The sequence below is a fragment of the Verrucomicrobiota bacterium genome, from assembly GCA_016871535.1.
GTDB lineage: Bacteria > Verrucomicrobiota > Verrucomicrobiia > Limisphaerales > SIBE01 > VHCZ01.
This window is the reverse complement of sequence record VHCZ01000035.1, coordinates 1-23,730: the sequence shown is the minus strand read 5'-3', so window position 1 is coordinate 23,730 and position 23,730 is coordinate 1. Positions and strand designations below refer to the sequence as shown.

The following is a 23,730-nucleotide window of genomic DNA, read 5'->3' as shown; positions in this document are numbered from 1 at the left end:
AATTCGCTCGCGACTCGGCGTAGAGTCGCGATGCGCTTTTCCCACATCCCATACTCCCGCGACGCCTCGCGGCAAGCTTGCCGCGGGCTGCTCGGTCTCGGCTCCAGGTTCCGCGGCCGCCGCGACGCTGAGCAGCGCGGCGAGCAACAGAGAACGGCAGTCAGGTTTTTTCATAGCGATGGCGGGCAGACGAGGCGGTGTCACAGTTTGCGTTTATGGAACCACAATGGCGCTGAACGGCGCGAGTCTTTCATTTTGCCGGCTCGTGAGAGTGCGAGTGCGAAGGATTTTGGATTTGCGGCTCGCGTCGGTTGGGGAAATGCTCTAAAAGTAGCCGTCATTTTCAAGTATGAACAAACGGCGACACAGAAGACGGCATCACGCGGGCGCAACGCAGTCTCGAGAAAGACCGCAAACGACCGAAGCATCGGCGCCGGCTGCGAAAAGCCAGGGACTTGTCCCGGCCAGGGTGTTCCTCCTCCTCTCCTCGGTCATCGCGGTTTATCTGGCGTGGGTGTCGTTCAAAGGCGGATCGCTGCCGGGTTGCGGTCCTGAGTCGGGCTGCGACAAAGTTCTGCAGAGCCGTTGGTCCCACTGGCTGGGAATTCCGGTGGCAGTGCCCGCGGCAATCGTTTACCTGACCCTGCTCTGGACGACATTTCAGATCGGTGGCCGCGCGTCGGAGGCACGACGACGGAATTGTTCGCTGGCCATGGTCGCGCTCTCGGTCGTGATTCTCGGTGCGGCGGTCTGGTTCGTGGGGTTGCAGGCGCTCGTGATCAAAAGCTTTTGCGCCTTCTGTCTGACAGCGCACGCCAGCGCGGCGGTGGCCGCCGGCCTCCTCTTAAGGAATGTTGCGTCTCGAACCGGCGCTTCGGGGACGGATCGATTCCACTGGCCTCCGAAGACCCTGGGAATCAGGCGAAGCGAAGTGATCAAATTCGCATTCGCGGGAGTCGGCGCCTTGCTGGTTTTGTTGGCTGGCCAGGCTTTGGTGGCAAAGAAGACGTATGCGGTGAAGAGGATGGAAGGCGCCGCCGCGCCGTCCACAAATGCTTCGGCGCAAACGGCGGGCCAAGAAAGCGGACAACCCAGTGGCTCCACCGAAACTCGGACGGTCTCGGTTCAGCCCATTTCAGGAAGCGCGCCGTCAATCCCGGCGCAGCCTTCGGGAACGGCCGGACCGAATGCCACACCGACGAATCCCGCCCCGTCGGCACGGCGTGAAATTGTTCTGCACCAGGGGAAGCATCGGCTGGCCGTGGACGAATTGCCCATCATCGGTTTGCCGAGCGCGCCGCATCTGACCGTGAGTTTGTTCGATTACACGTGCCATTATTGCCGGGACATGCACGGGCTGTTGCTCGAAGCTCAGCGACGCTTCAGCAATCAGCTCGCGATTGTTTCGTTGCCCATGCCGCTGGATGCGGACTGCAATCACCTGGTGAAGCGCACCTCCAGCGCCCACGCCAACGCGTGCCAGTACGCGAAGTTCGGGCTGGCGGTGTGGCGCGCCAAACCGGAGGCCTTTTCCGAATTCGATTCGTGGCTCTTTCACCCGCCTTCACCGCTGCCGCTGAATGATGTCAGGCAGCGCGCGGAAGAACTGGTGGGCCGCGAAACGCTGGAACAGGCCCTGGCAGACCCCTGGGTAACGAGACAAATCCAGACTGCCGTTGCCCTCTACGAATCGAACTCGCGCGAATTGCGGGATGGCCGCATGCCGCAACTGGTCATCGGCTCGGCCATCAGCGTCGGCCCGCTCCAGAACATCGACCCGCTTTACACGATGCTGGCGGAGCAGTTGGGTTTGAAGCCTTAGCCAACTATGCAGTCGAGATTGGGGAGCACACGCGCCCTCGCGTGTTCCGACCGGCGCCTCGCCAGTCGGAAGGGAGGCGGCAGACGGTCACTCAATGGTGATTGGTTCGATGGCAGCCTTGTGGTCGGCGAAGGCGCCGACCCCTGCACGCGAGGGCGCGTGCGCTCCCCGTCGAAACTCGGATCAACCCCATGTCCCCGGCTTTCGTCCTGAGCTGCATCCTGGGTTACTTCGGCTTTCTCCTGCTGATCGCCTGGATCACCAGCCGCAACGCCACGAGCGCATCGTATTTTTTGGGCAACAAAGCGTCGCCGTGGATCGCCGTCGCGTTCGGCCTGATTGGCGACTCGCTCTCCGGCGTCACGTTCATCTCCGTGCCGGGCCAGGTCGGAACCAATCAGTTCTCCTATCTCCAGATCGTGCTGGGCTATGTGCTGGGCTACGTCGTCATCGCCCAAGTCTTGCTGCCGCTCTACTACCGGCTCAATCTGACTTCGATCTACAGTTACTTGCGGACGCGGTTCGGCCCCTTTGCCCAAAAGAGCGGATCGTTTTTCTTTTTGCTGTCGCGGACCGCCGGAGCCGCGGCGCGCCTGTATTTGGCGGCCAGTGTGATTCATCCGTTCCTGTTCGATCGCTGGCTGCTGTTCGGCGTTTGGAAAGTGCCGTTCTGGGCCACGGTGACCACGATCATTCTGCTCATGCTCGTCTATACTTTGAAAGGCGGGATCAAGACGTTGGTCTGGACGGACACGTTTCAATCCACGTTCTTGCTCCTGGGCGTGGTGTTGTCGATCACGGCGATTGCGGGGGAGTTGAACCTTGGATTCGGCGAGATCATTTCGTCCGTCTGGCAAAGCGATTACTCGCGCGTGTTCTTCTGGGATTGGCAGGAGCCGAAATACTTCTGGAAACAATTCGTCAGCGGCGCCTTTATCGCCATCGTCATGACGGGGCTGGATCAAAACATGATGCAAAAGAACCTGAGTTGCCGAAGCCTCGGCGATGCCCAGAAAAACATTTACGCGTTCAGCCTGGTGATGCTGCTGGTGAATGTGCTGTTCCTGTCGCTGGGGGCCTTGCTCTACCTTTACGCGAAAGCGAAAGGGGTCGAAGTGCCGAAGAACACGGATCAATTGTTCCCGCTGCTCGCGCTCCAACACCTGGGATCCTTCGCCGCGGTGGTGTTCCTTGCGGGATTGACGGCGGCGACGTTTTCCAGCGCCGACTCGGTGCTGACCACGCTGACGACTTCGTTCTGCATTGACCTGATGGAGATGGATCAGAAGAAGGCCTGGACGGAAGAGCGGAGAATTTCGCTTCGGCGCCAGGTCCATTTTGGGTTCGCCGCGCTGCTGCTGGCTGTCATCCTGGGCCTGGCCGCGCTGGCCAAAGGTGAAGCCGTGATTCAAATCATTTTGAACCTGGCGGGCTACACTTACGGACCGTTGCTGGGCCTCTTCGCGTTTGGCTTGCTGCACAAACGGCGGGTCCAGGACGGCCTCGTGCCGGTGGTCTGCGTGCTCTCCCCGATCCTCTCCTACGTGCTGAACGCGAACTCGCAGGCCTGGTTTGGCGGCTACAAGTTTGGGTTCGAACTGCTCATGGTGAACGGGCTGTTCACGTACATTGGTTTGTGGGTCATCGTACGGCAGACTGGAGATCAATCGGGCGCACCGTGGCCGGGCAGCCCACGGAACCAAAGTGATCGATAATCAGTTCACAGGTCAGCCATGTTCAAACTCGCTCTCATTCAGATGGTGGTCCGAGCCGGACGCAAACTGGAGAACCTCAAGCATGCGGAGGAGTGGGTCCGCCGCGCCGCCGCAGACGGCGCCGAAGTTGTGTTGTTGCCTGAAGCGTTGACCTTGGGCTGGACGGATCCTTCGGCGGAAACGGAGGCAGACGAAGTCCCGGACGGCGAGTCCTGCGCGCGCTTGCGCCGCCTGGCGCGAGAAACTGGAGTGCACCTTTGCTCCGGCCTGGTCGAACGGGCAGGGAGCAAGATTTTCAACGCGGCCGTCTTCATCGATCCGGCTGGCGAAATTCTCCTCCACCATCGCAAGATCAATGAACTGGAGATTGGACGTCATGTCTATGCGCTGGGCGATCGATTGCAAGTTGCGCGCACGAAGCTGGGCACGATCGGCCTGATGATTTGCGCGGACGGTTTTGCGCGCGGACAGGTCGTGAGCCGCGCGCTGGGTTACATGGGGGCCGAAGTGATTCTTTCCCCATGCGCCTGGGCGGTGCCTGCCGATCACGACAACGCGGAGAATCCGTACGGCAAGCTTTGGATCGATAATTACGGGCCTGTGGCGAAGGACTTTAGCCTCTGGATCGCGGGCGCGAGCAATGTCGGCTGGATCGAGTCGGGTCCCTGGAAGGGCCGGAAGTGCATCGGTTGTTCGTTGGTAGTTGGGCCTACAGGAGAACCGGTCGTGCGCGGACCGTACGGCGTTGAGGCTGAAAGCATCCTTACGGTCGAAATCCAGCCTCAAAAACGCGCCGCGCAAGGCGATGGCTGGGCGCGGGTCTGGAGGGCAGAACTGGAAGGCCGGCAGCCTCGTTGATGCCGGACACAGACCGTGCGCGGACACGAGGAGAGAAATCGATAAGTTGTCTTGCCATGGCGTTTTGCAGGCTTGTTGTGCGAGCGCTGCTGCCCTATTTTGAGGGGCATGAAACGCGAAGAGATCATCCGTGACATTCATGGCCTGGACGCGGAGTTGGCCGCATTGGAAGAGCAATATGGTCTGCTGTCTGCCGATTTCTACCACTGCTACCGGGCCGGGGAACTGGAGAAGTCGCGCGATTTCATCCGCTGGGCCGGCTTTTACGAGGCGAAGCAGGAGCGCGAAGCGCAGTACCGCCGACTGGTTTATGAACATCTCCGCGAACTGCGCCGGCGGTCGGGCCTTGGGGTCTTAGCCCTTGAGCCGGCGGGCGCATGAGCGAGCCGCTGGACGACATCACGAGTTACAGCGCCTTCGTTTACGCGCTTCGGGAGCGGCATTCCTTTATCGTCGGTTAAATCTCACGCTTGCGCCTATCGGTGCGACGCTGGCCCAATTAGAGGGCTGCGTCGAATGTCAGGGCGGCATTCATTTTATGTGTGGGAGTTGATTGATTTCGCAGCGCATCGAGTTCGGACCTACAGCTACGAGGTGTATCGCGCAGGCGAGAAGGTCTGCTGGTATGACCCGTGGGAGCATCCAGAAATCGCGGCCCTGGCGTCCACCTTTCCTCATCACAAGCATGTGCTCCCGAACTTGCGCGACAATCGGGTTCCCGCGCCTGGGATCAGTTTCACCGGATCAGTGGCAGCGCCGACATACCTGAAGGAGCCACCGCAGTGTTGTGTGCTCGGATCAATACCTTCCTCATTGGAAACCTTCGAAGGCCACGTCATTTTGGATCAGGCGCGGTTCTTCTTGGATTGACTACGACGCGAGGTCGAATCGCGTCCAATTTCTTTTGTCCTATGCCTTTGACTCGGAGCAGATCGTCCACGGATTGGAAAGGCCGCGCCTGGATAATGCGCTGCGCAAGCACCAAGCCGATGCCAGACACCGATTTCAGTTCCCGAACACTCGCGGTGTTCAGGTCGATGCGTCGTTGGTTCGTTGCTCGGGCGGCTTTGGATTCCTGGCGCAGGCGATCCAGCTCTTGTAGTTTTTGACGCTGCTGCAGGCGCATTTCGGGGATGCGATCCGGGTTCGATTCGGCCCAGATGCCGGCCTTTTTCAGCTTGGCTGAGTCTTCCAGGTCTTTGAGTTTTCGGCTCGTTTCCTGGGCTGAAACACCCGTGGCAGATTCACGCTCCACGCCATGGGCTCTGGCCAGGCCTTCCTGCACCAGCATTTCGGCGAGGTCGTCACCGGAAGCAACTTTGATGAACGCATAGACACGCCCTCCAAACCGACCGGGCGCCTTGGCGCGAGCGGTTTGAACGGTAAACGGCCTGGCAAGCATCCGCTCGGTAAAACGCCTGGCTTCCTCGCCGAACCGAATGACCTGCGCGGCATTGGTCAGTCCGAAGTACCGCATCTGTTCCTGCACCCGCTCGGCATCAGTAGTTGCGCTTGCCGATGTTTCCGGGCAATCGACGAAGTAAAGGCGAATGCGCAACTGTTGTCCTTGGCCTTCGACGAGGAAGCTGTCGCCATCGTTGTCAGAATCCGCAAGCCAACGGGCCCTCGGAATGGTTTCCAGGTCGGCCGACGAGATCTCCAGGCACGCGGCGAGTGCAATGATCCACCAAGGGATCCAGTTAAACGTAGGCCTTGGACGCTTGGACACGGTGCTCGAAGATAAGGTTCGTGCGTAAGGCGGAACCGGTTCTACTTACCTGTACGGCGTAAAATAAACGTCCACGTTCGCGCCCCACTGAATATCCAGGACGCGCTGGTGCTTGATCTGTTCGATGTGGCCGTCGATGAACACGACGTTAATGCGGCCGCTGTGCATGACAAAATTGCCTCCGGCCGCGCTGCCGCCCGGCCGAAAGCTGGCGTTGTCCATCGTTTTGGGATCTTCGTTGAACAACAGCGTCTTCGTCACGGGACTCGGCACGCGAGAGAGGAGCACGCCGCGCGGCGGATACTCGATTCCGTCGATCAGACTGTTGACGCTGTAATTCACGCGCAACGCCTTCCCCGGCTTTCCGGTGCTTGGACACCGATAAATCTCGTAGGTGTTCGTGTGGCTCAAGTCCACGCGGTTGCCGGGCAACCGATGGATCGGAAGTCCGGTGACGTAACTGAACGCGGAACCTGCCTCGGCATGGAATCCATGGGTGAGCGGCGGGTTCTCCCAATTGCGCGGGTTGACCGTTTGCGGATCGGGCTGGCCGCCGAACATCCAGTCTTCGGGCAGATCGCGATCCACCCCGCCGGCCCAGGGGAAATAATCCGAATGGTCGCCGACGTACATGAGCAATCCGTACGTGACCTGGCGCATGTTGCTCTTGCACTTCGCGGACCGCGCGCCTTCTTTGGCTTTGAAAAGCGCCGGCAAAAGCAGGCTCGCGAGCATGGCGATGACCGCGATGACGACGAGCAGTTCGATGAGCGTGAATGCCGGATTCCGGCGGATGGCGTGCCCTGCGGTTTTCATGGGCTTCAAGATTGATCGCGCTGGAAGCCCCAAAATGCAAGCCGCGAAATCCCCGGATCACGGGCCACCGCGAATCAATACAACGCGGCAAGCAGCAACCAGATTAACCACGGATGACACGGATCACACGGATGGGGAACGAAGTGAACGGCGCCTTGGCCTCTCCAATCCGTGATATCCGTGTCATCCGTGGTCAAAAATTGGGCCGATCAAAACAGGCTGTTCACGACGATTCCGAGCACGCTGAGCGGGCCCTGGTCTTCCAGGCCTTCGGTGGCTTTCTCGACCTTCTGCAAGGTGAGTTTCACGTTTTTGAAGAGGCTCTCGTCGTTGACGAGCTTGCCCACGGACCCCTGGCCCTGGTTGATCTTCTGGAGAATCTCGCGAGCCTGCGTCATGGCGGACGCGGTCTCGCGATAGAGCGTCTCGTCCTTGACCAGTTTGCCCAGCGTGCCGGCGCCGGCGTTGACTTGATCCACCACGCCTCGCGCCTCGGCAATCGTGCCCCGGAGGTCGTCGGCCGTGCGGTTGAAGTTGGTCAGCGTGTTCAACGCGGATTGATGGAGCGTGTCATCGTAAATCAGCCGGCCAATCGTACCCTCCCCTTTGGCGATCTGGGTGGAAATGTTGGTGAGATTATCAAGCGCGGCGGAAAGCTTCGGTCGGTTCTCTTTCAAGAAATCCGTGAACGGGCCGAGCAAGTTCTGAATCGTGTCGCCGCCGAAACTTTTGGTCAGGTTTTCCACGCCGGTGGCGACGCTGTCCAGCTTGACCATGATCGTGCTCATATCGACCGGCTCGATGGATTGCAGGAGCGTGTCGGCCGTGGCCAGCGGCGCGGCCTGGGTGCCGAAATCGATGGCCACGTAATGCTGGCCGAGCAAGCCGACGAATTTGATGGTCGCTTTGCTGTCGGTGCGGACCTGATCGCGCCGCGTCAGTTTCATGACGACTTCCACTTTGTTGTCGGCCAGGGCGATTGTTTCGACGCGGCCGATCTGGACGCCGGCCATTTTGACGGGGTCGCCCTCTTTAAGCTCCTGGACGCTGTTGAAGCGGGCGCGGACGGTGGAGCCGCGCTTGAAGAAATCGGTGCCGCCGACCATTTCCAAGATCAGAGTCGCGGCGATGAGCGCGAGGGCGAAGAAGATTCCCAGACGAGTTTCGAGTGTGTTTTTCATAATATCATTTTCTCCGGACTGAATTCAGCGGTCAGAAATTTTTGGATTAACGGATCGGAATTCCTTTTGATTTCGGCGGGAACCCCGATAGCCAGGATTTTGCCCTGGTGAATCATGGCGATGCGGTCGGCCACGCTGAACGCGAGGTCGCGGTCGTGCGACACGACGATGGAGGTGACGTGCATGCGCTGTTTGAGCTTCAGAATCTCTTCCGCGATCGTCACGGCCATGAGGGGGTCCAGTTCGCTCGTCGGTTCATCGTAAAGGATCAATTGCGGGTCCATGGCGAGGGCGCGCGCAATGGCGGCGCGTTTCTTCATTCCGCCCGAAAGTTCGCTCGGAGAGCGCGACTCCAGCCCCTGGAGATCGACGAGTGCGAGTTTCTCCGAAACGATGCGGTCGATTTCGGACTGGGGCTTGAGGCGATGTTCGCTCAAAAAGAGGCCGACGTTTTCTCCGACGGTGAGTGAGTTCAGGAGAGCGCCCGACTGGAATACCATGGCCAGGCGGTATTTGTCCCGGACGGTCTCGGACTGAATCGGCTCGCCTTCGACCAGAATCTCGCCTTGATCCGGTTCCTCGAGACCGATGATGTGTTTGAGCAAAACGGATTTGCCGCTTCCGCTTGGCCCCATGATGACAAAGATTTCTCCCGGGGCGACGTCCAGGTCAATTCCCTGGAGCACCGTCTGGCCGTTAAAGCTTTTGCGCAGCCCGCGCACGCGGACGCCAATGCCTTTCTGGGTGAGAGTCGCGTCGCTCATAGGTCCAGGAAGAGCAGGAGGCGCGTCAAAAAATAATCGAGGATCACGATGAGGACGATGGAGTTGACCACGGCTTTGGTCACCGACCGGCCGATGCCGCGCGGGCCTCCGATCGTTTGGAGGCCTTGATGACACGAGACGATGCCGATGACGACCGCGAAAACGCAGCTCTTGATAAAGCCATTGAACACATCGCCGAATTCCACCATCTGACGCAGATTGTTGAAGAAGGATTGGAAAGGGACGCCGATGCGGTGGTTCGTCGTGGACACCACCGCGCCACCGAGCCAGCCGATCAGGATCGAGAAAATGACCAGGACAGGCAGGGCGAAGCTGATCGCCACGAGTCTGGGCAGGACCAGGTAATCCACCGGATTGATGTTCATGGTGCGCAAGGCGTCGATCTCTTGATACACGCGCATGGAGCCGATTTCGGCGGCCATCGCCGAACCGATCCGCCCGGCAATGAGGACAGCCATCATCACGGGCGCGAGCTCTTTGCACATGGACAAGCCCACCAGCCCGCCGATGTAGCTGGAGAGCCCTCGCTCGGCGAGCACCGGCCCGCTGACCAGGGCGACGACCCCGCCAATGAAGAGCGAGAGGATGCAAACCATCAACAGGCTGGCGTTGCCGATTTCGAAGAGTTGCTCAAAGACTTTTCGGCGCTGGCGAAAAGTCTTGGGCAACGCCCGGAGCGTTTTCCAGAACAGAACCACGATCTCGCCGATGTTTTGGAACATCGCTAGCCTTTCTTTATTGGCACGTAAAACAACCGCACCCGCGTGCCGTTGGGGTCCGATTGATAATGGAACAGGCCGAACAGCAGCGAGCATTTTTTCGAGGTAGGGGTGATTTCGCGGCGATACAAGTTCCACAGGAACGATTGGCTGGCGGCGCCGGTCGAACGGTTCTTTTCCGAGCGCCAGACCGACCAGAGCGGGGAGTAGAGCCGCTCCACCGTCTTGCTGGCCGGGAGCAGCGGTTCGATGAGGCTGAACATCTGGAGGCGTTCGTTGCCGTTGTGATCGCGGCGGGCGGTGAACAGCGGCCAGAGATCGGTTCGTTCCAAAGCGGTGCCCGTTGAGGTGTTTCGTTCGGTGAGGTCCGAGTAAAGAAAGAGCAAAAGGCGAGTCCTTCTGCGGTCGAGCGGGCTGGAGTTGGCGCGGTCCGATTTGTAGAGGGGCCAGAGATAAAAATCGCTTTCGAGGGTCGCGTTCCTGGCCTGGCTGAAGAGCGGCCAGATGCGGTTGGCCGTTTTGCCTTCGCCTCGGGCGAACACGACCAACGGCCAGGGAGCGTCCCACTCACGGTATTGCTTCTCGCGGTCATGCGTGTAAGTGAAACCGAGCGGCCAGAAATAGGTTGTGGAGTCGCGGCGGGGAGAGCGTTGAGCGCTGAAAAGCGGGAGGAGCAGGCGCTGGGTTTCCGGGTTTTCGGTTCCCAGGCCGAGCTTGTTGTTGAAGTAGAACGGCCAGAGGAAGAACGTTTTGTCGTGCCCGCCCACCTTCTCAATATCGCCGACGGCATTGGTCCTGGCCGTGACGGCTTTGTGTTCCATTCCAACCAACGGCCAGAGTTGCCAGCCGGCCAGCCCGTCACCCTGTCGGCGGTGGAAAAACGGAAAAAGATAATTCGCCGTCGTCACGTCGCGCTTCCGGGTCTTCAAGTAAAGCGGAAGCAGCACAAAGTCCACTTCATCTCGGAACAACCGGTTTTCCAGGTGGCCGAACAAAGGCACTACGGCGGTGTAATTCCGGTTCGAATCGGATGAACGTTGCTGGAAGTAGAACGGGAAAAGCGTAAAGCGGCTATTGGTTTGCCCTTGGGAACTGGCGCCGCCCGCGAAACTGAAAGCCTGGAGGAACTGAAACCGATACTCCGCCCCGAAACGTTTGTGACTCAATATCGGGTAAACAACGCTCAGTTCTTTGGCGTCGGCTCCGAGATCGCTGTGGTAGGTGAACAGCGGTGAAAATGTGATTGAGCTTCCGGATTCCGCCAATTCGCGGCTCATGAAAGGCCCAAAGAGTTCCGTGCGAGTTCCGATGCTGAGTGTCAGGGCACTCCGGTCAAAAAGGGGGCCGAAAGAGTGCTCCTCGCCCTGAGCCGTGCGCAGCATAAGACTGAAAGACGCGAGGACTACAATTCGGAATGCTCGTGAATCCATGAAGATAATCGTTTGACTTCCTCGTAACGGCCAACTAGCGTCCGACCGTTAATTGAGGTTTTTACCTCGGTTCCTCCTGACCCAGTGTCGATAATAGACTGTCGCCACTGGGTTCTTTTGTTTTCCACTTCGAGCGCGTTCTCAGGTTAAGCAGTGCGGGCAAGAGGGTCAGTGCAGCGACCATGCAGGTCGCCACGCCCACCGACATCACGATTCCCAGGCTAGCGATGCCCTGGTGCTTGGCGGGGATCAAACTTCCAAAGCCAGCGATCGTCGTCAGTCCCGAAACCAGCACCGCTTTTCCGGTGCTCTTGGCGAGGATTCCGGGGTTCCTTTCCTCAGTGAACCGGTTCAAGATGTGGACGCCATTGGTCACGCCGATTCCAATGACCAGCGGCAAGGTCATGATGTTCGCCGGGTTGAACGGAACTCCCAGGAAACCCATCAAGCCCACCAGCCACGCGGTGCCAATGCCTACGGGCAACAACGCCAGGAGCACACTGGAAACCCGGCGGAAATGCACGAGCACCAACAGGGCAATGGCCCCCAGGGCGTACCACGCGGCCTCCTCATAACTCTCCTTGAGCAACCGGGTGTACTCGAAAAGCTGGACTGGCGTCCCGGTCACGTTGGGATCAATCGTGCGGATCTGCTCGATGAACTCCTGTTGCTTGTCCCGCTGCCAGACGTCCTCTTTCGGATAAACCTGCAGGAGCTGTTTCCCGGATCTTCCGATGAATCGTGTCCGAAGGCCTTCCGGCAAATCTTCCGCGCGCAGCGGCGCCCGGTCATCTTGGGTTTTCAGGGCCTCGAAAGTCTGGTGAATGTCCGCGAAGAGAGCCCGTTGAAACGCGGTCAATTTGGCCGAATCCTTTGCCGATTCACCGAGACTGATGCGATGCCGCAGGGCCTCGATGGCATCCCACAGCGCCTTCAATTCCTGGAAGAGTTCTGTGTCGCCTTCCTTTTCAACCGCTTTCCCCGCGAGACTCAAGTAGCTTTGGGTGAATCCAAGGGTTTCGCGCAGTTCAGCCGTGTTCGCCGATTCCCCGTCTGTCTCCGCAAAACAGATTGGCGCGATCTCTTCCTTGATTTGCTTCACGAGGATCAACTTCACGGTTTGGTCTTCGGCGAGAAATCGGCTCATCGAATCGACGCTTGAGACCGCGGTCAAATTCGTGAGTTGAGGCTCCAATCGAACCGCCTCTGGCACGGAGTCAGCCACCACGGCGGCGAACAGAACGGACTTTGAAGCGCCGTCGATCAGTTTCCTCTCGAACTCCACGGCAGGCAGTCCTTTGGCCTGCATGTTCAGGAGATTGTAGTCGAAATAGACCCTGCCAAACTGTGTCATCGAAAGACCGCAAAGCATCGCCGTGATCGCGATGGCCCAGACCGGCCTTTCGAGCCAGATCCGCTCGATCCGCGCGCGCCGATCGATTTGCGCCGTGTGCTGGTCCATCGCGTTCTGATTCCCCCGCATCAGAAGAACCGGGAGCAAGGTCATCATTGGCGCCAAACAAATCAGCATCCCGCCCCCGGTGATGATTCCCATTTCCTGGATTCCTTTGAAGTCCGTGAGGCCCATCGCGAGAAACGCACCCGCGGTGGTGAAACAGCCCGTGAATATCCCCAATCCGGTGTTCACGATGGCTTTTTCGAGCGCTTCGCTCACGGCTCGGCCCCGGCGCAATTCCTCTTCGTAGCGTGTGATCAGATGAATGCCAAAGTCGATGGCGAGGCCGCTCAGAATCGGCAGAAAGGTCACGGTCAAAATATTCAGGTGTCCGATGGCCCACGTCGCAAAACCCATGGTATAAGCCAGGCCAACCACCAGGCTGGCGATGGCTTTGATGGGCCGGCCTGTTTCCCGATAGGCCACGATGAACAGCAGCGCGCAAAGCAGCAGGGACACGATCGCGGCCACCGTCGAGTCCTCCTGAGATTGATTCATTTCATCGTGCTCCAGGACCGTTTCTCCCGTGATCCCGACGTTGACGCCGGGGACTTCCTCCTGAGTTTTCTGGACCAATTCGCGCAAGCGTTTTACGGCCCGGCTGTCCAGTTCCCGGGTTAGCGCTCGCGCCGAGACCAGATAAATTCGGCCATGGGCGAAGGTCACGTACTGCTGCTCCTCGGCCTCTTCCCCCGCGTTGAACAAAGCCGAGATGCCGGGAGAGGGCGGCGTGCCCGAACGATTGAGGCTATCGGTGGCCTGCTGGATGATCCGCCGCAATGCCGGGAGCGCGCCGATCAGCGATTTGTTCTCCGAGTTCTCCTCTTGTCGGGCCGTGCGAAACTGGTGGTTGATCTGGCGGAACAGGGAATTCAGATTGGTCGCCTGCGCGAACTGCTGCAAAAAAGGCCGGTAGTCTTTGAGGGTTTGGTGGAGATTGGCGAGGGTCGCTTCGGGGAGGAACAGGAGCGCTTTCGGCCCCATCATTTTCAAATCGCCTTTGTAAAAGACACTTTTGAAGAGATTCGTCTCGGCTTCCAGCCTGGCGCCCAGGCGTTCCACGAATTGGCGGTTCTTCTCCCGATCTTCACTCTCGACGACGGCGACGTGATCATCCTGGACGGCGAACTCCTTTTTGAAATGCAGGAAGTTCGTGTGGTACTTCTTGTTCGAGCCGACCAAATTGTCCCGGCTCGTGCTGAACTCCAATTGATCGATCGTGTAGAAGATCGAAACGAGCAACAGAACCGCGTGGGGATAGAGGAACAGCCGAGGGTAGCGGTAAACACAGCCCGCCAGTAAGCGCAGCACCCGGGCCGGAAGCGATTCAAACGGAGAGCGCATGGCTAGTAAAATCGGAGTCCCACTTCATGGGTAGGGCGAGTCCGTCCCGGCGAGCCGCTCCACGTGAGTGGAACACGTCCGACTCCGCTCGCTGGGGACAGGCTCGCCCTACCGGCTGGATGCGCGCCCACGGACAAAGTGCTACGCTGCATCTCCTGGAAACTCCGCGTTGGTGTGGACATCCTTGACGTCGTCGTGGTCTTCCAGCGCTTCAATCAGCTTTGAGACCGTGGCCACGGCGGCAGGGTCGGTCAGCGGCACCGTGATGAAAGGAATGGAAGTCACCTGCGCCGCGGCGCACTTGATGCCTTTGCCTTCCACCTGCTTGTGAACGGCTTCAAATTGCGCAGGCTCGGTGATGATTTCGTAGCCTTCCGGCTCGGCTTTGAAATCCTCGGCGCCGGCGTCCAGCGCCAGACCCATCAGGTCATCTTCGTTCGCGGCTTCGCGGGGGACGATGATCTGGCCCTTCCGATGGAAGAGCCGGGTGACCGAACCGGCGGTGGCGATCGCTCCGCCGCCTTTGGTCAGCAGACTGCGGATTTCCGAAGCGGTGCGGTTGCGATTGTCGGTGCTGACCTCGATCAGCAGGGCCACGCCATGAGGAGCGAACGCTTCGTAAGCGAACTCCTCGAAGTTGGCGCCTTCGCCGCCGCCCGTGCCCCGCTTGATCGCGCGCTCGATGTTGTCCGAAGGCATGTTCGCGCTCCGGCACTTGAGCAACACCATCCGGAGCCGGGCATTCATATCCGGGTCGCCTCCGCCCATTTTGGCGGCAATCGTGACTTCGCGGGCGAGCTTCGAGAAGATGCGCCCGCGTTTCGCGTCGATGGCCCCTTTGAAATGCTTGACCTTCGCCCACTTGCTGTGTCCTGCCATAGATTAAAATCTCCTTACCATGTCCCATCCACCAGGAGCGAGGCAACATTTCTGGCCAGGTCGTCGGCCAGGAGCGCCGCGGCCTGCCTTTCCGCGCTGGCGAAATCGGCTCCTGGACGAAGGCTGGTCCGGCCCGTTACTTCGCGGTCCAGGATCGTTTTTCCCGTGGCTCGTTCGATAGCCGTAATGCGGGCCGCGACGCGGACGTTGAAATCCCGAGCGGTAAGGATGTCTTGCGGTTGGAACGAAACCCCTTCCCGCTCATAACGGGTCAAAACCCCATTCACGATAATGTCCGCCGCGCCGCGCGTCGCCAGATGATACGTGCCATCTTGCTGCAGATGCTTGCGGATCGCGGAGACCACCGGCTCGATCAAGCGCGGCTCGGAGGTCTCGTTCTGGAAGGGATTGACTCGAATCGATTTTGCTCTGGCGACCGCTCCCGAAGTCGGTCCAAGACGGTAGCCCGCACAACCCGTAAGTCCGAGTGCGGTGACGCAAGCCAGGAAGAAGCTGTGCTTGAGGAAGTTCAAAGTTCAATGTTCAAAGTGCAATGTTCGGAGTGTAGCGGCCGAACTTCGAACATCCAACATCGAACATCGTTTGTAGCCCCGGCTTTAGCTGGCTTTAGCCGGTCGGCCGTCGGATCCGCCTAAAGGCGGGACTACAAAACCGACGCCGGTGAGACCTGACCGGTCCAATTACGCGAACAGCTTGGTGACGGCGTGGGCTTTCACCAGTTCGCGCGGCTGGTTGAGGTGGTTGTACACGATCGTGTCCGGATCGATGCCGAAGGAGTGGTAAATGGTCGCCAGCACTTCCATCGGATGCACCGGCTCCTCGGCCGGACTCGAAGCGGTCTTGTCGGATTTGCCGTGGACGTAACCCTGCCGGATCCCGGCTCCACCGATGACCGACGTGTAGCAATAGGGCCAATGATCTCGGCCATCCGGACTGTTGCTGTTGCCAGACGTGCTCAAGCCTTTCTGCGGGCTGCGCCCGAATTCACCGATGGCAACGACGAGCGTTTCGCTGAGCAAACCGCGTTGATCGAGGTCCTCGAAGAGCGCCGAAAGCCCTTGATCAAGCATCGGCCCTGATTGGTTCTTCATGCGCTGGGTGAGCCCCACGTGCACGTCCCACGAGTGATTGTCCGAGTTCGCCACTTTGGGCCAGACGACTTCGACGACGCGCGTGCCGGCCTCGACCAGACGCCGCGCCAACAAACAACTTTGACCGAATGTGGTCCGGCCATAACGGTCGCGCACCGCGTCCGGCTCCTGGCCCAGGTCAAAGGCGGATCGCGCCCGGCCAGAGACGATCAGGTTCAGGGCGCGCTGGTAGTATTCGTCGAGGTTGTAGCTTTCGACCGCCTTCTCAATCTGCGGCATCGCGTCGTTCAACGTGTCGCGCAACCGGGCGCGCCGCTGCAAACGCATCGCGAACACTTCTTGCGGCAACTTAAGGTCGTCCGTCTTGACCTTGTCCATCTTCGTCATGTCCATGTCATCGCCGTCGGGGAAGAGATAGTAGGGATCGAACGCTTTGCCGAGAAAGCCAGCCGTGCCGCCTTTGCCGACGACGTTGCTTTCCTGAAGCGGACGAGGGAGCATGACGAACGGCAGTATCGGGTCCGTAACCGGTTTGAGCCGGATGATGTTCGAGCCGAAGTTCGGGAAATCTTTCGGGTTCGGCGGCTCCAATTGGCCGGAGGGGCTGACCTTGTCCGTCGTGTACCCGGTCATGATCTGGTAAATCGCCGCCGTGTGGTTGAAAAGACCGTTCGGCGTGTAGCTCATCGAGCGGATCATGGTGAACTTGTCGTTCACCTTCGCGAGTTGCGGCAGAATCTCCGTGAAATTGACGCCGGGGATCTTCGTCGGAATCGACTTGAACGGACTGCGAATCTTGTCCTCCACGTTCTCCTTGGGGTCCCAGAGGTCCAGATGGCTCGGTCCGCCCTGGAGATAAACCATGATGACGCTTTTGGCTTTGCCCCAGCCCGGACCGCCGCCCTTCTCGCCCGCTTCTTTGGCGCGGGCGGTCAGTTGGAACATCGATCCAAGCGAAAGGCCAAGAATACTCGATCCGCCGATCCGAAGGAGATCGCGGCGCGTCAGCTTCATGTTGGCGTCACAGAGGTCCGTGCAGAATTCACCAGGGATATGTAGCATAAGTTTTGACGGGTTAGGCGTTGTTTAGAATGTAAGCCGATTCGGTTTCCGTTCAAGGCGTTTGTGGGCTTCCGTCGCGGCTTTACACGGGGTTCCAGTGCTGGCACTTTTTCCAGCATGAGCACGGTAACAGATCGTTGGGAAACGGCGCGTCGTGCAGCCGAACGGCGGCATCGTGAGGCCATTGAACGCGACCAACACTTGGGCAACCAGGTCGCGCGTTGGTTCGAGCGCGTCGAGGAGTTCCGCGCGGCGTCGGATGAAATCATGGTGCTGCAAACTCCCACCGAGGCCGACCGGCGATTCCATCGCGCTTATCTCACGCAGATCATCGCTGATGGCGAGGAACTGTCGATCCTCGCCCGACTTCAGGATGTCCCGCCAACTCCACAGGGCATCAACCTTGAGGCAGTCGAAGCCGAACTCGAGCTCCTGCATGCCACGCTCGCTGGCGAACATTATCTGACTTCCGAACAGCGACAGTCGATTTTGTCCGAAGTGTTCGAGCATGGCGCGAAATCCAAGGCTTGAAGCCTTGCTTGCGGCGCGATGGGATGCAGAGCAGTGTTCCCCTGCCGAGAAACCCGCCAAACTGGAAACCATTCGCCGGCTCGCCGAGCAAGCTCTGTCCGAAGCCGGAGGCAACCCTGCGCGCTGGCGAGAGTTGCTCGCAGCTTCCCAGGACGAATATCGACCATTCCGGGCGGAACGGATCAGGGAACAAACACGCCGTCTCTCACGTCTGCGTTGAAGTGGTTTCCGCATCGCGATCATCTGTTGAACAGGAATGACGGTGTGTTGATCAGCGCCCACGCCAGGTCTTGCGCTCCGGTCAGACGCCGATTCTTGAGCTGCTTCGTGCTCAGTTCCACATCCTGACGCAACTGCGCCAAAGCCGGGTCGGTCTCGATTTGGCGGGCGGCACGAGCCAGGCTTATTTCTAATTCCTTCAGTTTCTCATCTTCAGGCAACGGTTTGCGCGCCAGCGCCAGAGTCTGCTCCAGCTTCCGCATCCCAACGTCAAGAGAGCGATAGTAATCCAGCGCCTTTGCGGCCTGCTGCGGTGTCCGCACCAACGGGGGAATTTTCAGCGCCTCGGCGACATCCGAAGGGAGTCCTTCCGCCATCGGCTTTGAATTGGTTGTGATCCAGATCCGGAACCGTCCGATCTCGTAAGGCGCCTGGTACGCATGCTGGAGAGTGATTCTCAAGGCGGCCCCATCCTTTTCCGCAACCGGTTTCTCAAACTCAAATGCGGCCCAATGCGCTTCTCCGACTTTCGAGTAGCCGATCGTCCATCCTTCCGCGCGGCCTTGCTCGCTTCTCCCATCGAACACGTGCTTCAAATCATATTTGTCCTCGATCAGGTCCGTGCGGCCATCCTTGATTTTTATCCTGGCCAGCTTCGCCGCATTCGTTTTGTTGCCCGCCTCCACGGCGATCTCGCTCAAGAAAAAGTTGCCGTCTTTGAAGCCCGGACCAAACGCCGGCAAGCTTTCGTCGGGCAGCACTTCGAGCTTCAGCCCGGTGATCTTGCCCAGGGTCGTCTCCGCGCTGACGATGTAACTGGGCAACTCGCCTTTGCTTCCCGAAGATCGCACCGAGCCGTCGGCCAGCTTTTCAAGTTTCACCGATCCCGTGCCTCTGACATCGTTCAAGGCGAGCGGAATCCACCGCGTGGCAAAGCGTTCATCCTCCAGTTCGGCTTCCCACCGGGACAGCTTTTCGGGCAAAGAAGGTTCGGCTTCCTTTACGGCCAGATCCGCGGCCGCGATCTTCTCCTGGCGCTGGCGTTCGATCGCCGCGATTTTCGGCGCGCGTTGCGACAAATACGCGGTCAACTCCGCTTCAGCTTTGGCGACGGCTTCCGCGCGTTCTTTCTCGCGCTTTTGCCTGGTGACAGTCCATTCGGCTTCGGCCTTGGCCAGCGCGTTGGTGAGGCGGCCGTGATCTCGCGCCATCTCGTTCATCGTCGCCAGCGTGGAATCGACTTCATGGTCCGCGGCCGGTCGGTTGAGGACGCGGAGGAAAACCTCCTGAACGAGCTTTCGGTCGTCCGGTTCAGCCCGGACGAGCGACGCCAGGTCGTTGCGCGGATCGTTCACGGCGGCAGAGACGGCCGGCCCGCTCAGGAGCGACATGACCGAGCTGAGCCGAATGTCGTTGCTGCGTTCGCATTCGCAGGCGCTCTCGCGGGGCGGACGGCCCAGATTAGCGAGGAAACCGCTGGGCAAATCCACCGCCGAATCAGGCAACTGCTGGGCGCGCGTCCCGGGTCGAAGACCGGGGAAAAACGAGGTGGAACCGGTCACCCGAAACACCGCATCGACCAAAACCTCCGCCGGCAAACGCCGCGCCATCGCGTGGGAATAATTGATTTTGTCGTCCACGTTCCATTCGTGCGTCGTGATCGAAAGCTGATAAACGCGCGACTGGCAGATCAAACGAAGCATGTGCCGCGTGTTGAAGCCGCTTTGGATGAACTCTCGCGCCAGATAGTCGAGCAACTCCGGATTGCTCGGCGGATTGCCGGCGCGAATATCATCCAGCGGCTCAATCAGCCCCACGCCCATCAAGTAACCCCACAATCGATTCACGTAGCTCAGCGCGAAATAGCGATTGTCGGACGACGTCAGCCAGGACGCGAGCTTTTCGCGGCGCGTTTCATTGGTCTGGCTCAAACTGAATTTCGCGGGATACGGGAAATCCGGCGGCGTAATTTTACCCGTGCGGTCGTGTTTGACGTCGCCTTCCTTCTTGTCCGCCACGATTTCGAAGAGCGGCTTCGCCCCCTCCACGGCGGTGCCGCCGACCATCCGATCCCCACTCGCGGGGTCCTTCTTGAACTCGACTTGCGCGAAGAAGGAAGCGAGATGGTAGTACTGATCCTGCGTCCAGCGCTCGAACGGGTGATCGTGGCACTTGTTGCAGTTGAATCGAGTCGCCAGAAACAGGTGGGTGGTGTTCTCCATTGTCTCGGTCGGAGCACGCAGCACTTTGTAGTAAGAAGCGGCCGGGTTTTCCTTGTTTGAACCGGAGGCGGTCAGGATCTTGCGGACAAATTCGTCGTACGGCGTGTTGTTTTCGATCTCCTTGCGAATCCAGTCGCGGAAAAGCTGGGCCCCGGGTTCGCCGAGGAACTTGCGGTTCACTTGCAGCAAGTCCGCCCACTTGTTGGCCCAATGCTCCACGAACTCCGGGCTGGCCATGAGCCGTTCGACCAGCGCGTCGCGCTTGATTTGAACCTCCTGTGAGTCTTCGAGAAACAGCCGGACATCTTCGGCGCTTGGCGGCAGCCCAACCAAATCGAGATACACGCGGCGGATGAATTCGGTGTCCGTGCAGAGGTCGCTCGGTAGAATCTTCATCCGCTTCCATTTCGCGGCGACAAGCTGGTCGATGCGATTGTTTGCCGGTTGGTCCTTCCAGACGAAACCGCTGCGGTCGCCCATCACCGTGAGCGTGGTCGCCGCATAGGCGCCCTCGTAGCGCGCCAGGATCGGCGCTTCGCCCCGGCGCAAGGTCGTGATCAGCCCGGACGGATCGGCCGAGGCGATGTCCGTGTTGCCACTGTCGATGAATGACTCGGCCGTGACGTCGCGCGTGGAGCCGTTGGCATAGGTCGCGGCGACCCGCATTTGCTGGCGCGCGCCAATGTCCTGCACGGTCGGGTTTCTCGGCATGATTTCGATGCGCGTCACGCGGGCGGACTCTTCATTGAGCTTCGCCCCGTCTGCGATCCACTGCCGCAGGATGGCGTAGTACTCGGAATCCATCGTGGTCCGTTGCCCGCCTTCGTGCGGCACGGCTCCGGTGGCTTTCAACAGCATCAAACTGTCGTCCGGCGAAGCGAGGTTGACGCGGCGCGCCGCCAAATCGTCCGCAAACGCCCGCACGTCGAAGATTGGATCGTAACCGCGCAGGGAAAGCTTGAAGCCGTTCTTGCCATCCTTGGAGCCATGGCAGGTGCCGGCGTTGCAGCCCAATTTCGAGAGAACGGGGTTCACGTCTCGCACGAAGTCCGCTTCAAACGTCTCCTTCAATCCAGACACTTCCACCGGAACCGTCGCGGTTTTTCCCGCGAGCGCAACCTGGATCGAGCCCGATCCATTTTTCCGAACGGTGAACCGGCCTCGTTCGGAAACCTCGCCCAGATCGTTGCTCACCGAATAGGAGGCAAGCCGGGTGGCATCCGCCGTGTCACCCGAAGCGAGTTTCGCCACAACGATGAGCTGGACATGTTCATTGCGCCGTGGGAGCCGTATCTGCGACGGCTCGACTTCCAGAGCGGCGACTTCAGCGCCTTTCGGCAGGGACTCTTTCGTGGTCTCAGGCTGAGCCGAGGTGGTATGAGCAGTTTCGGGTTTCGGGTTTCGGGTTTCGAGTTTTTCAGCTTCCGCGGGCGTCGCCGTTGTCGCAGTGATCGGTGCGGCGGCGAATTCTTGCAGCACTTTTCCCGATTCGGCTTCGATCAGCCGAACGAGACCGTCGTTGCCGCCTGCCGCCACCCGCTTGCCGTCGGGACTGAAACTGATCGCATAGATCGCGGCGTTGGTGAAAGTCGCGGAGGCCACGAGCTTCACGTCGGACGTGACATATTTCTCAATGGCGGCCTTTTCTTCGGCGCTTTGGGCGAAGACTTCCTTCTCCAGCGACTTCACCAGATTGGTCGGAATCGTCGAATCGAAGACGGCGTCATAAATATTGACGGCGCCGTGCGCGTCGAGGCTGGCGCCGGCGGCGATGCGTTTCCCATCTGCGCTGTAATCGACGCTGAAGAGGCGTCCTTCCATCGCGGGGAACCGGCGGATTAACGCGGCGTTGTCGCCGATCTTGCGCGCGGTCTGGCGGAAGACCCGATAGATTTGGGGAATCCCGTCCGAGCCGCCAACGAGAATTTCATCTTTTGCAGGATGCCGTGCCACGCTCTGGATGCCGCCGCGCAGCGCGCCCGGAGTAATCGAGGTGATGTTGTCGATGAACCGCTGCGAGGCCGTTTCCGTCAACTTGGCGCTCATGTCGCGCCCGACGGAAATGACGTGCGAACCGTCCTTGGAAAACACCGTGTCGAGCACCCAATCGTTGTGGGAACCTTGTTGGAGGACCAGTTTGCCCGTGGCGGCATCGATCGCGCGGACCGTGTTATCCGGACAGCCGAGCGACACGAGTTTGCCGTCCGGCGACCAATTCACGCCATAGACCGTGTCGTAGCTGATCGGGACAGACACCACGAGCTTCTTGTTTGCCACGTCCCAGATTTGCACCTCGCCCATGCGCGCGGGTTGGCCACCGGCGACGGCCAGCAATTTGCCGTCGGGCGAAAACCGGACGGTCTGGAGCCGGTCGGATAGTCCGACCAATCGTCCGGCCAAACCCGATCCATCGGCCTTGTGCAGCAAGACTTCATGGAAGCCCGCAACGGCAATCAGGGAGCCATCGGGAGAATAGTCCAGCGAAGTGATGACGGGCGGCCGCGTATAGACCGGGGGATGTTCGTTGTCGAAGCGCTCGCGCGCATTCGGCGGCGTGTCGTCCTTCGCGCCTTCCGCAATCCACCGGCGAATCAGATCGATCTCGGGCTCACTTAAAGGCGGCTTGCCTTTGGGCATTTCTGCTTCGCCTTTGACCGGGGTGATCTGTTTGACGAGATGGCTGGCCGTGGGTTGGCCTGCCACGACCGGCTTTTCGCCGCTGTCACCCGGCGCGAGCAGGCGCTCGAACTCGGTCATGACGTACCCGCCCTTGGATTTGGCGGGCTGGTGGCAGCCCTGGCAATTGGCCTGAAGGATGGGGCGAATCTGTTTGTAGAAACTGACGCGAGCGTCGGTTCCAGCGGTGGGTTTGTCTGCGGGGGCAGCGAATTGAAATCGAGTTGCGGCCACCAGAGCGCAGACCAAGAAAGCGATGCGTTTCATCCAGAGTAAAGAGCTAAGAACTGAACTGGCTACATCGCAGAATTTAGCCCTTCAACGGCCCAATTGCCAAGCAGAGTTTTAGAGCGCGTTTTGAAAATGCCTTTTGGGTGGAACAGGCCACTGGCCTGTTGCGGCAGGCTACCACCCTGCCGCAATGTTCGGCGGCAAGTTGCCGCCGAAAACGGGCTGGTAGCCCGTTCCACCCAGTGCCTCACAACTTTCTCCTCTCGATGTTTACCTGCACGGCACGCGGACTGTGCAGGACACTCGACAGCATGGCGACGCTCTGTTCTGTAAACGCAAAAACGTTGCGCGCATGCTTGAGCGTCGAACATATCACAATTTGTGATATGTTCCGCACCTCCTCCCGATCCAGGGGAAACACGATTACCTCCACGTGAAACCCACGGTCTTGAGCGGGATCGCCGGCAATCGCCGGAGCGTTTTGTTCGCTGGATCGGCCATGATGCCGACGGATTCGAGCGCGGTGACGCCGAGGATTGGCTCGACCTCCGGCTCGCCGAAAATGACTCGGCCGGCGGTGATCTCGCCCATGAACTCGATCCGCGCCAAACCGTAGCCGTATTCCTTTACAGTGCCGTCCGCAAGTTCGTAGGCCATCCGGCCTTCTTCGCGAACCCCGATCTTCCGCAGTTCATCAGCAGGCGCCACAGAGTCCGTTGCTCCAGTGTCCACGAGGAACAGCGCTTCATAACTCTGTTCCGGCGCGGCAGGGTTGCTGAGCTTGGTGGTCACCTTCGTTAATCCCATGAACGCATCCTAGGCTTTCGCGCTTTGTCAGCAACCCATTTTACGCAGCGGAACAACTTCTCTTTGCTTGTCCAGCGCTTGTTTCCTCGGTTACGTTCTGCCCGACATCTCAGCATTCGCACGCAATGGAAGTGGT

At 59.5% G+C, this 23,730-nt stretch carries 18 protein-coding genes; 5 read left to right on the top strand and 13 right to left on the bottom strand.

The features are described 5' to 3' along the window. Positions 1-349 precede the first annotated feature (349 nt). The 4 genes from FJ398_07120 to FJ398_07105 all read left to right on the top strand — a co-directional run bounded on the left by FJ398_07120 (position 350) and on the right by FJ398_07105 (position 4,776). Positions 350-1,822 carry a hypothetical protein gene (locus tag FJ398_07120; GenBank protein MBM3837723.1) on the top strand — a complete coding sequence of 491 codons (1,473 nt, stop codon included), beginning with the start codon at positions 350-352 and terminating at the stop codon, positions 1,820-1,822. Positions 1,823-2,013: 191 nt separating this feature from the next. Then, entirely contained in the window at positions 2,014-3,537 is a 1,524-nt protein-coding gene (locus tag FJ398_07115) for a sodium:solute symporter (GenBank protein ID MBM3837722.1), read from the top strand. A gap of 18 nt (positions 3,538-3,555) precedes the next feature. Next, positions 3,556-4,395 (top strand): carbon-nitrogen hydrolase family protein, encoded by an 840-nt coding sequence (locus tag FJ398_07110; protein MBM3837721.1) that lies wholly within the window; start codon positions 3,556-3,558, stop codon positions 4,393-4,395. A gap of 108 nt (positions 4,396-4,503) precedes the next feature. Further along, the gene (locus FJ398_07105) at positions 4,504-4,776 is read left to right on the top strand and encodes a hypothetical protein (GenBank protein MBM3837720.1); all 273 of its coding nucleotides are present in this window, start codon (positions 4,504-4,506) and stop codon (positions 4,774-4,776) included. A gap of 454 nt (positions 4,777-5,230) precedes the next feature. Here the strand turns inward: FJ398_07105 and FJ398_07100 are convergent, their stop codons facing one another. From FJ398_07100 to FJ398_07055, 10 genes are all read right to left on the bottom strand, one after another. Further along, positions 5,231-6,124 (bottom strand): hypothetical protein, encoded by an 894-nt coding sequence (locus FJ398_07100; protein ID MBM3837719.1) that lies wholly within the window; start codon positions 6,122-6,124, stop codon positions 5,231-5,233. A gap of 45 nt (positions 6,125-6,169) precedes the next feature. After that, a complete protein-coding gene (locus tag FJ398_07095) occupies positions 6,170-6,940 on the bottom strand; it encodes a type II secretion system protein (GenBank protein MBM3837718.1) in 771 nt (256 codons plus the stop codon). Between the two features lie 209 nt (positions 6,941-7,149). Further along, positions 7,150-8,121 carry an MCE family protein gene (locus FJ398_07090; protein ID MBM3837717.1) on the bottom strand — a complete coding sequence of 324 codons (972 nt, stop codon included), beginning with the start codon at positions 8,119-8,121 and terminating at the stop codon, positions 7,150-7,152. Next, a complete protein-coding gene (locus tag FJ398_07085; protein ID MBM3837716.1) occupies positions 8,118-8,885 on the bottom strand; it encodes an ATP-binding cassette domain-containing protein in 768 nt (255 codons plus the stop codon). Before FJ398_07085 ends, FJ398_07090 begins: the two co-directional genes overlap by 4 nt. Beyond that, positions 8,882-9,628: an ABC transporter permease gene (locus FJ398_07080; protein MBM3837715.1), complete on the bottom strand. Its 747-nt coding sequence runs from the start codon at positions 9,626-9,628 to the stop codon at positions 8,882-8,884. Before FJ398_07080 ends, FJ398_07085 begins: the two co-directional genes overlap by 4 nt. A gap of 2 nt (positions 9,629-9,630) precedes the next feature. Next, positions 9,631-10,902, bottom strand: coding sequence for a hypothetical protein (locus FJ398_07075; protein ID MBM3837714.1), 1,272 nt, complete (start codon positions 10,900-10,902; stop codon positions 9,631-9,633). Positions 10,903-11,116: 214 nt separating this feature from the next. Beyond that, positions 11,117-13,855 (bottom strand): RND transporter, encoded by a 2,739-nt coding sequence (locus tag FJ398_07070; GenBank protein ID MBM3837713.1) that lies wholly within the window; start codon positions 13,853-13,855, stop codon positions 11,117-11,119. A gap of 141 nt (positions 13,856-13,996) precedes the next feature. Further along, the gene (locus tag FJ398_07065) at positions 13,997-14,734 is read right to left on the bottom strand and encodes a YebC/PmpR family DNA-binding transcriptional regulator (GenBank protein MBM3837712.1); all 738 of its coding nucleotides are present in this window, start codon (positions 14,732-14,734) and stop codon (positions 13,997-13,999) included. 14 nt (positions 14,735-14,748) lie between these two features. Next, entirely contained in the window at positions 14,749-15,267 is a 519-nt protein-coding gene (locus FJ398_07060) for a hypothetical protein (GenBank protein ID MBM3837711.1), read from the bottom strand. Between the two features lie 168 nt (positions 15,268-15,435). Beyond that, positions 15,436-16,908, bottom strand: a complete 1,473-nt coding sequence (locus FJ398_07055; protein MBM3837710.1) for a DUF1501 domain-containing protein — start codon at positions 16,906-16,908, stop codon at positions 15,436-15,438. A gap of 117 nt (positions 16,909-17,025) precedes the next feature. Between FJ398_07055 and FJ398_07050 the strand changes: the two genes are divergently transcribed. Then, positions 17,026-17,439, top strand: a complete 414-nt coding sequence (locus FJ398_07050) for a hypothetical protein (protein ID MBM3837709.1) — start codon at positions 17,026-17,028, stop codon at positions 17,437-17,439. A gap of 239 nt (positions 17,440-17,678) precedes the next feature. Here the strand turns inward: FJ398_07050 and FJ398_07045 are convergent, their stop codons facing one another. The 3 genes from FJ398_07045 to FJ398_07035 all read right to left on the bottom strand — a co-directional run bounded on the left by FJ398_07045 (position 17,679) and on the right by FJ398_07035 (position 23,594). Beyond that, the gene (locus FJ398_07045; protein ID MBM3837708.1) at positions 17,679-22,823 is read right to left on the bottom strand and encodes a DUF1549 domain-containing protein; all 5,145 of its coding nucleotides are present in this window, start codon (positions 22,821-22,823) and stop codon (positions 17,679-17,681) included. A gap of 211 nt (positions 22,824-23,034) precedes the next feature. After that, positions 23,035-23,163, bottom strand: a complete 129-nt coding sequence (locus tag FJ398_07040; protein ID MBM3837707.1) for an ORF6N domain-containing protein — start codon at positions 23,161-23,163, stop codon at positions 23,035-23,037. Between the two features lie 47 nt (positions 23,164-23,210). Beyond that, on the bottom strand, positions 23,211-23,594 hold the full coding sequence (locus FJ398_07035; protein ID MBM3837706.1) for a clan AA aspartic protease: 384 nt from the start codon (positions 23,592-23,594) through the stop codon (positions 23,211-23,213). Between the last annotated feature and the right edge of the window lie 136 nt (positions 23,595-23,730).

Bases quoted from the DNA above. Each gene is read 5' to 3' on its own strand.
- FJ398_07120 (MBM3837723.1), top strand. From the start codon at position 350: ATGAACAAACGGCGACACAGAAGACGGCATCACGCGGGCGCAACGCAG.
- FJ398_07115 (MBM3837722.1), top strand. From the start codon at position 2,014: ATGTCCCCGGCTTTCGTCCTGAGCTGCATCCTGGGTTACTTCGGCTTT.
- FJ398_07110 (MBM3837721.1), top strand. From the start codon at position 3,556: ATGTTCAAACTCGCTCTCATTCAGATGGTGGTCCGAGCCGGACGCAAA.
- FJ398_07105 (MBM3837720.1), top strand. From the start codon at position 4,504: ATGAAACGCGAAGAGATCATCCGTGACATTCATGGCCTGGACGCGGAG.
- FJ398_07095 (MBM3837718.1), bottom strand. From the start codon at position 6,940: ATGAAAACCGCAGGGCACGCCATCCGCCGGAATCCGGCATTCACGCTC.
- FJ398_07090 (MBM3837717.1), bottom strand. From the start codon at position 8,121: ATGAAAAACACACTCGAAACTCGTCTGGGAATCTTCTTCGCCCTCGCG.
- FJ398_07085 (MBM3837716.1), bottom strand. From the start codon at position 8,885: ATGAGCGACGCGACTCTCACCCAGAAAGGCATTGGCGTCCGCGTGCGC.
- FJ398_07080 (MBM3837715.1), bottom strand. From the start codon at position 9,628: ATGTTCCAAAACATCGGCGAGATCGTGGTTCTGTTCTGGAAAACGCTC.
- FJ398_07075 (MBM3837714.1), bottom strand. From the start codon at position 10,902: ATGAGCCGCGAATTGGCGGAATCCGGAAGCTCAATCACATTTTCACCG.
- FJ398_07070 (MBM3837713.1), bottom strand. From the start codon at position 13,855: ATGCGCTCTCCGTTTGAATCGCTTCCGGCCCGGGTGCTGCGCTTACTG.
- FJ398_07065 (MBM3837712.1), bottom strand. From the start codon at position 14,734: ATGGCAGGACACAGCAAGTGGGCGAAGGTCAAGCATTTCAAAGGGGCC.
- FJ398_07055 (MBM3837710.1), bottom strand. From the start codon at position 16,908: ATGCTACATATCCCTGGTGAATTCTGCACGGACCTCTGTGACGCCAAC.
- FJ398_07050 (MBM3837709.1), top strand. From the start codon at position 17,026: ATGAGCACGGTAACAGATCGTTGGGAAACGGCGCGTCGTGCAGCCGAA.
- FJ398_07045 (MBM3837708.1), bottom strand. From the start codon at position 22,823: ATGAAACGCATCGCTTTCTTGGTCTGCGCTCTGGTGGCCGCAACTCGA.
- FJ398_07035 (MBM3837706.1), bottom strand. From the start codon at position 23,594: ATGGGATTAACGAAGGTGACCACCAAGCTCAGCAACCCTGCCGCGCCG.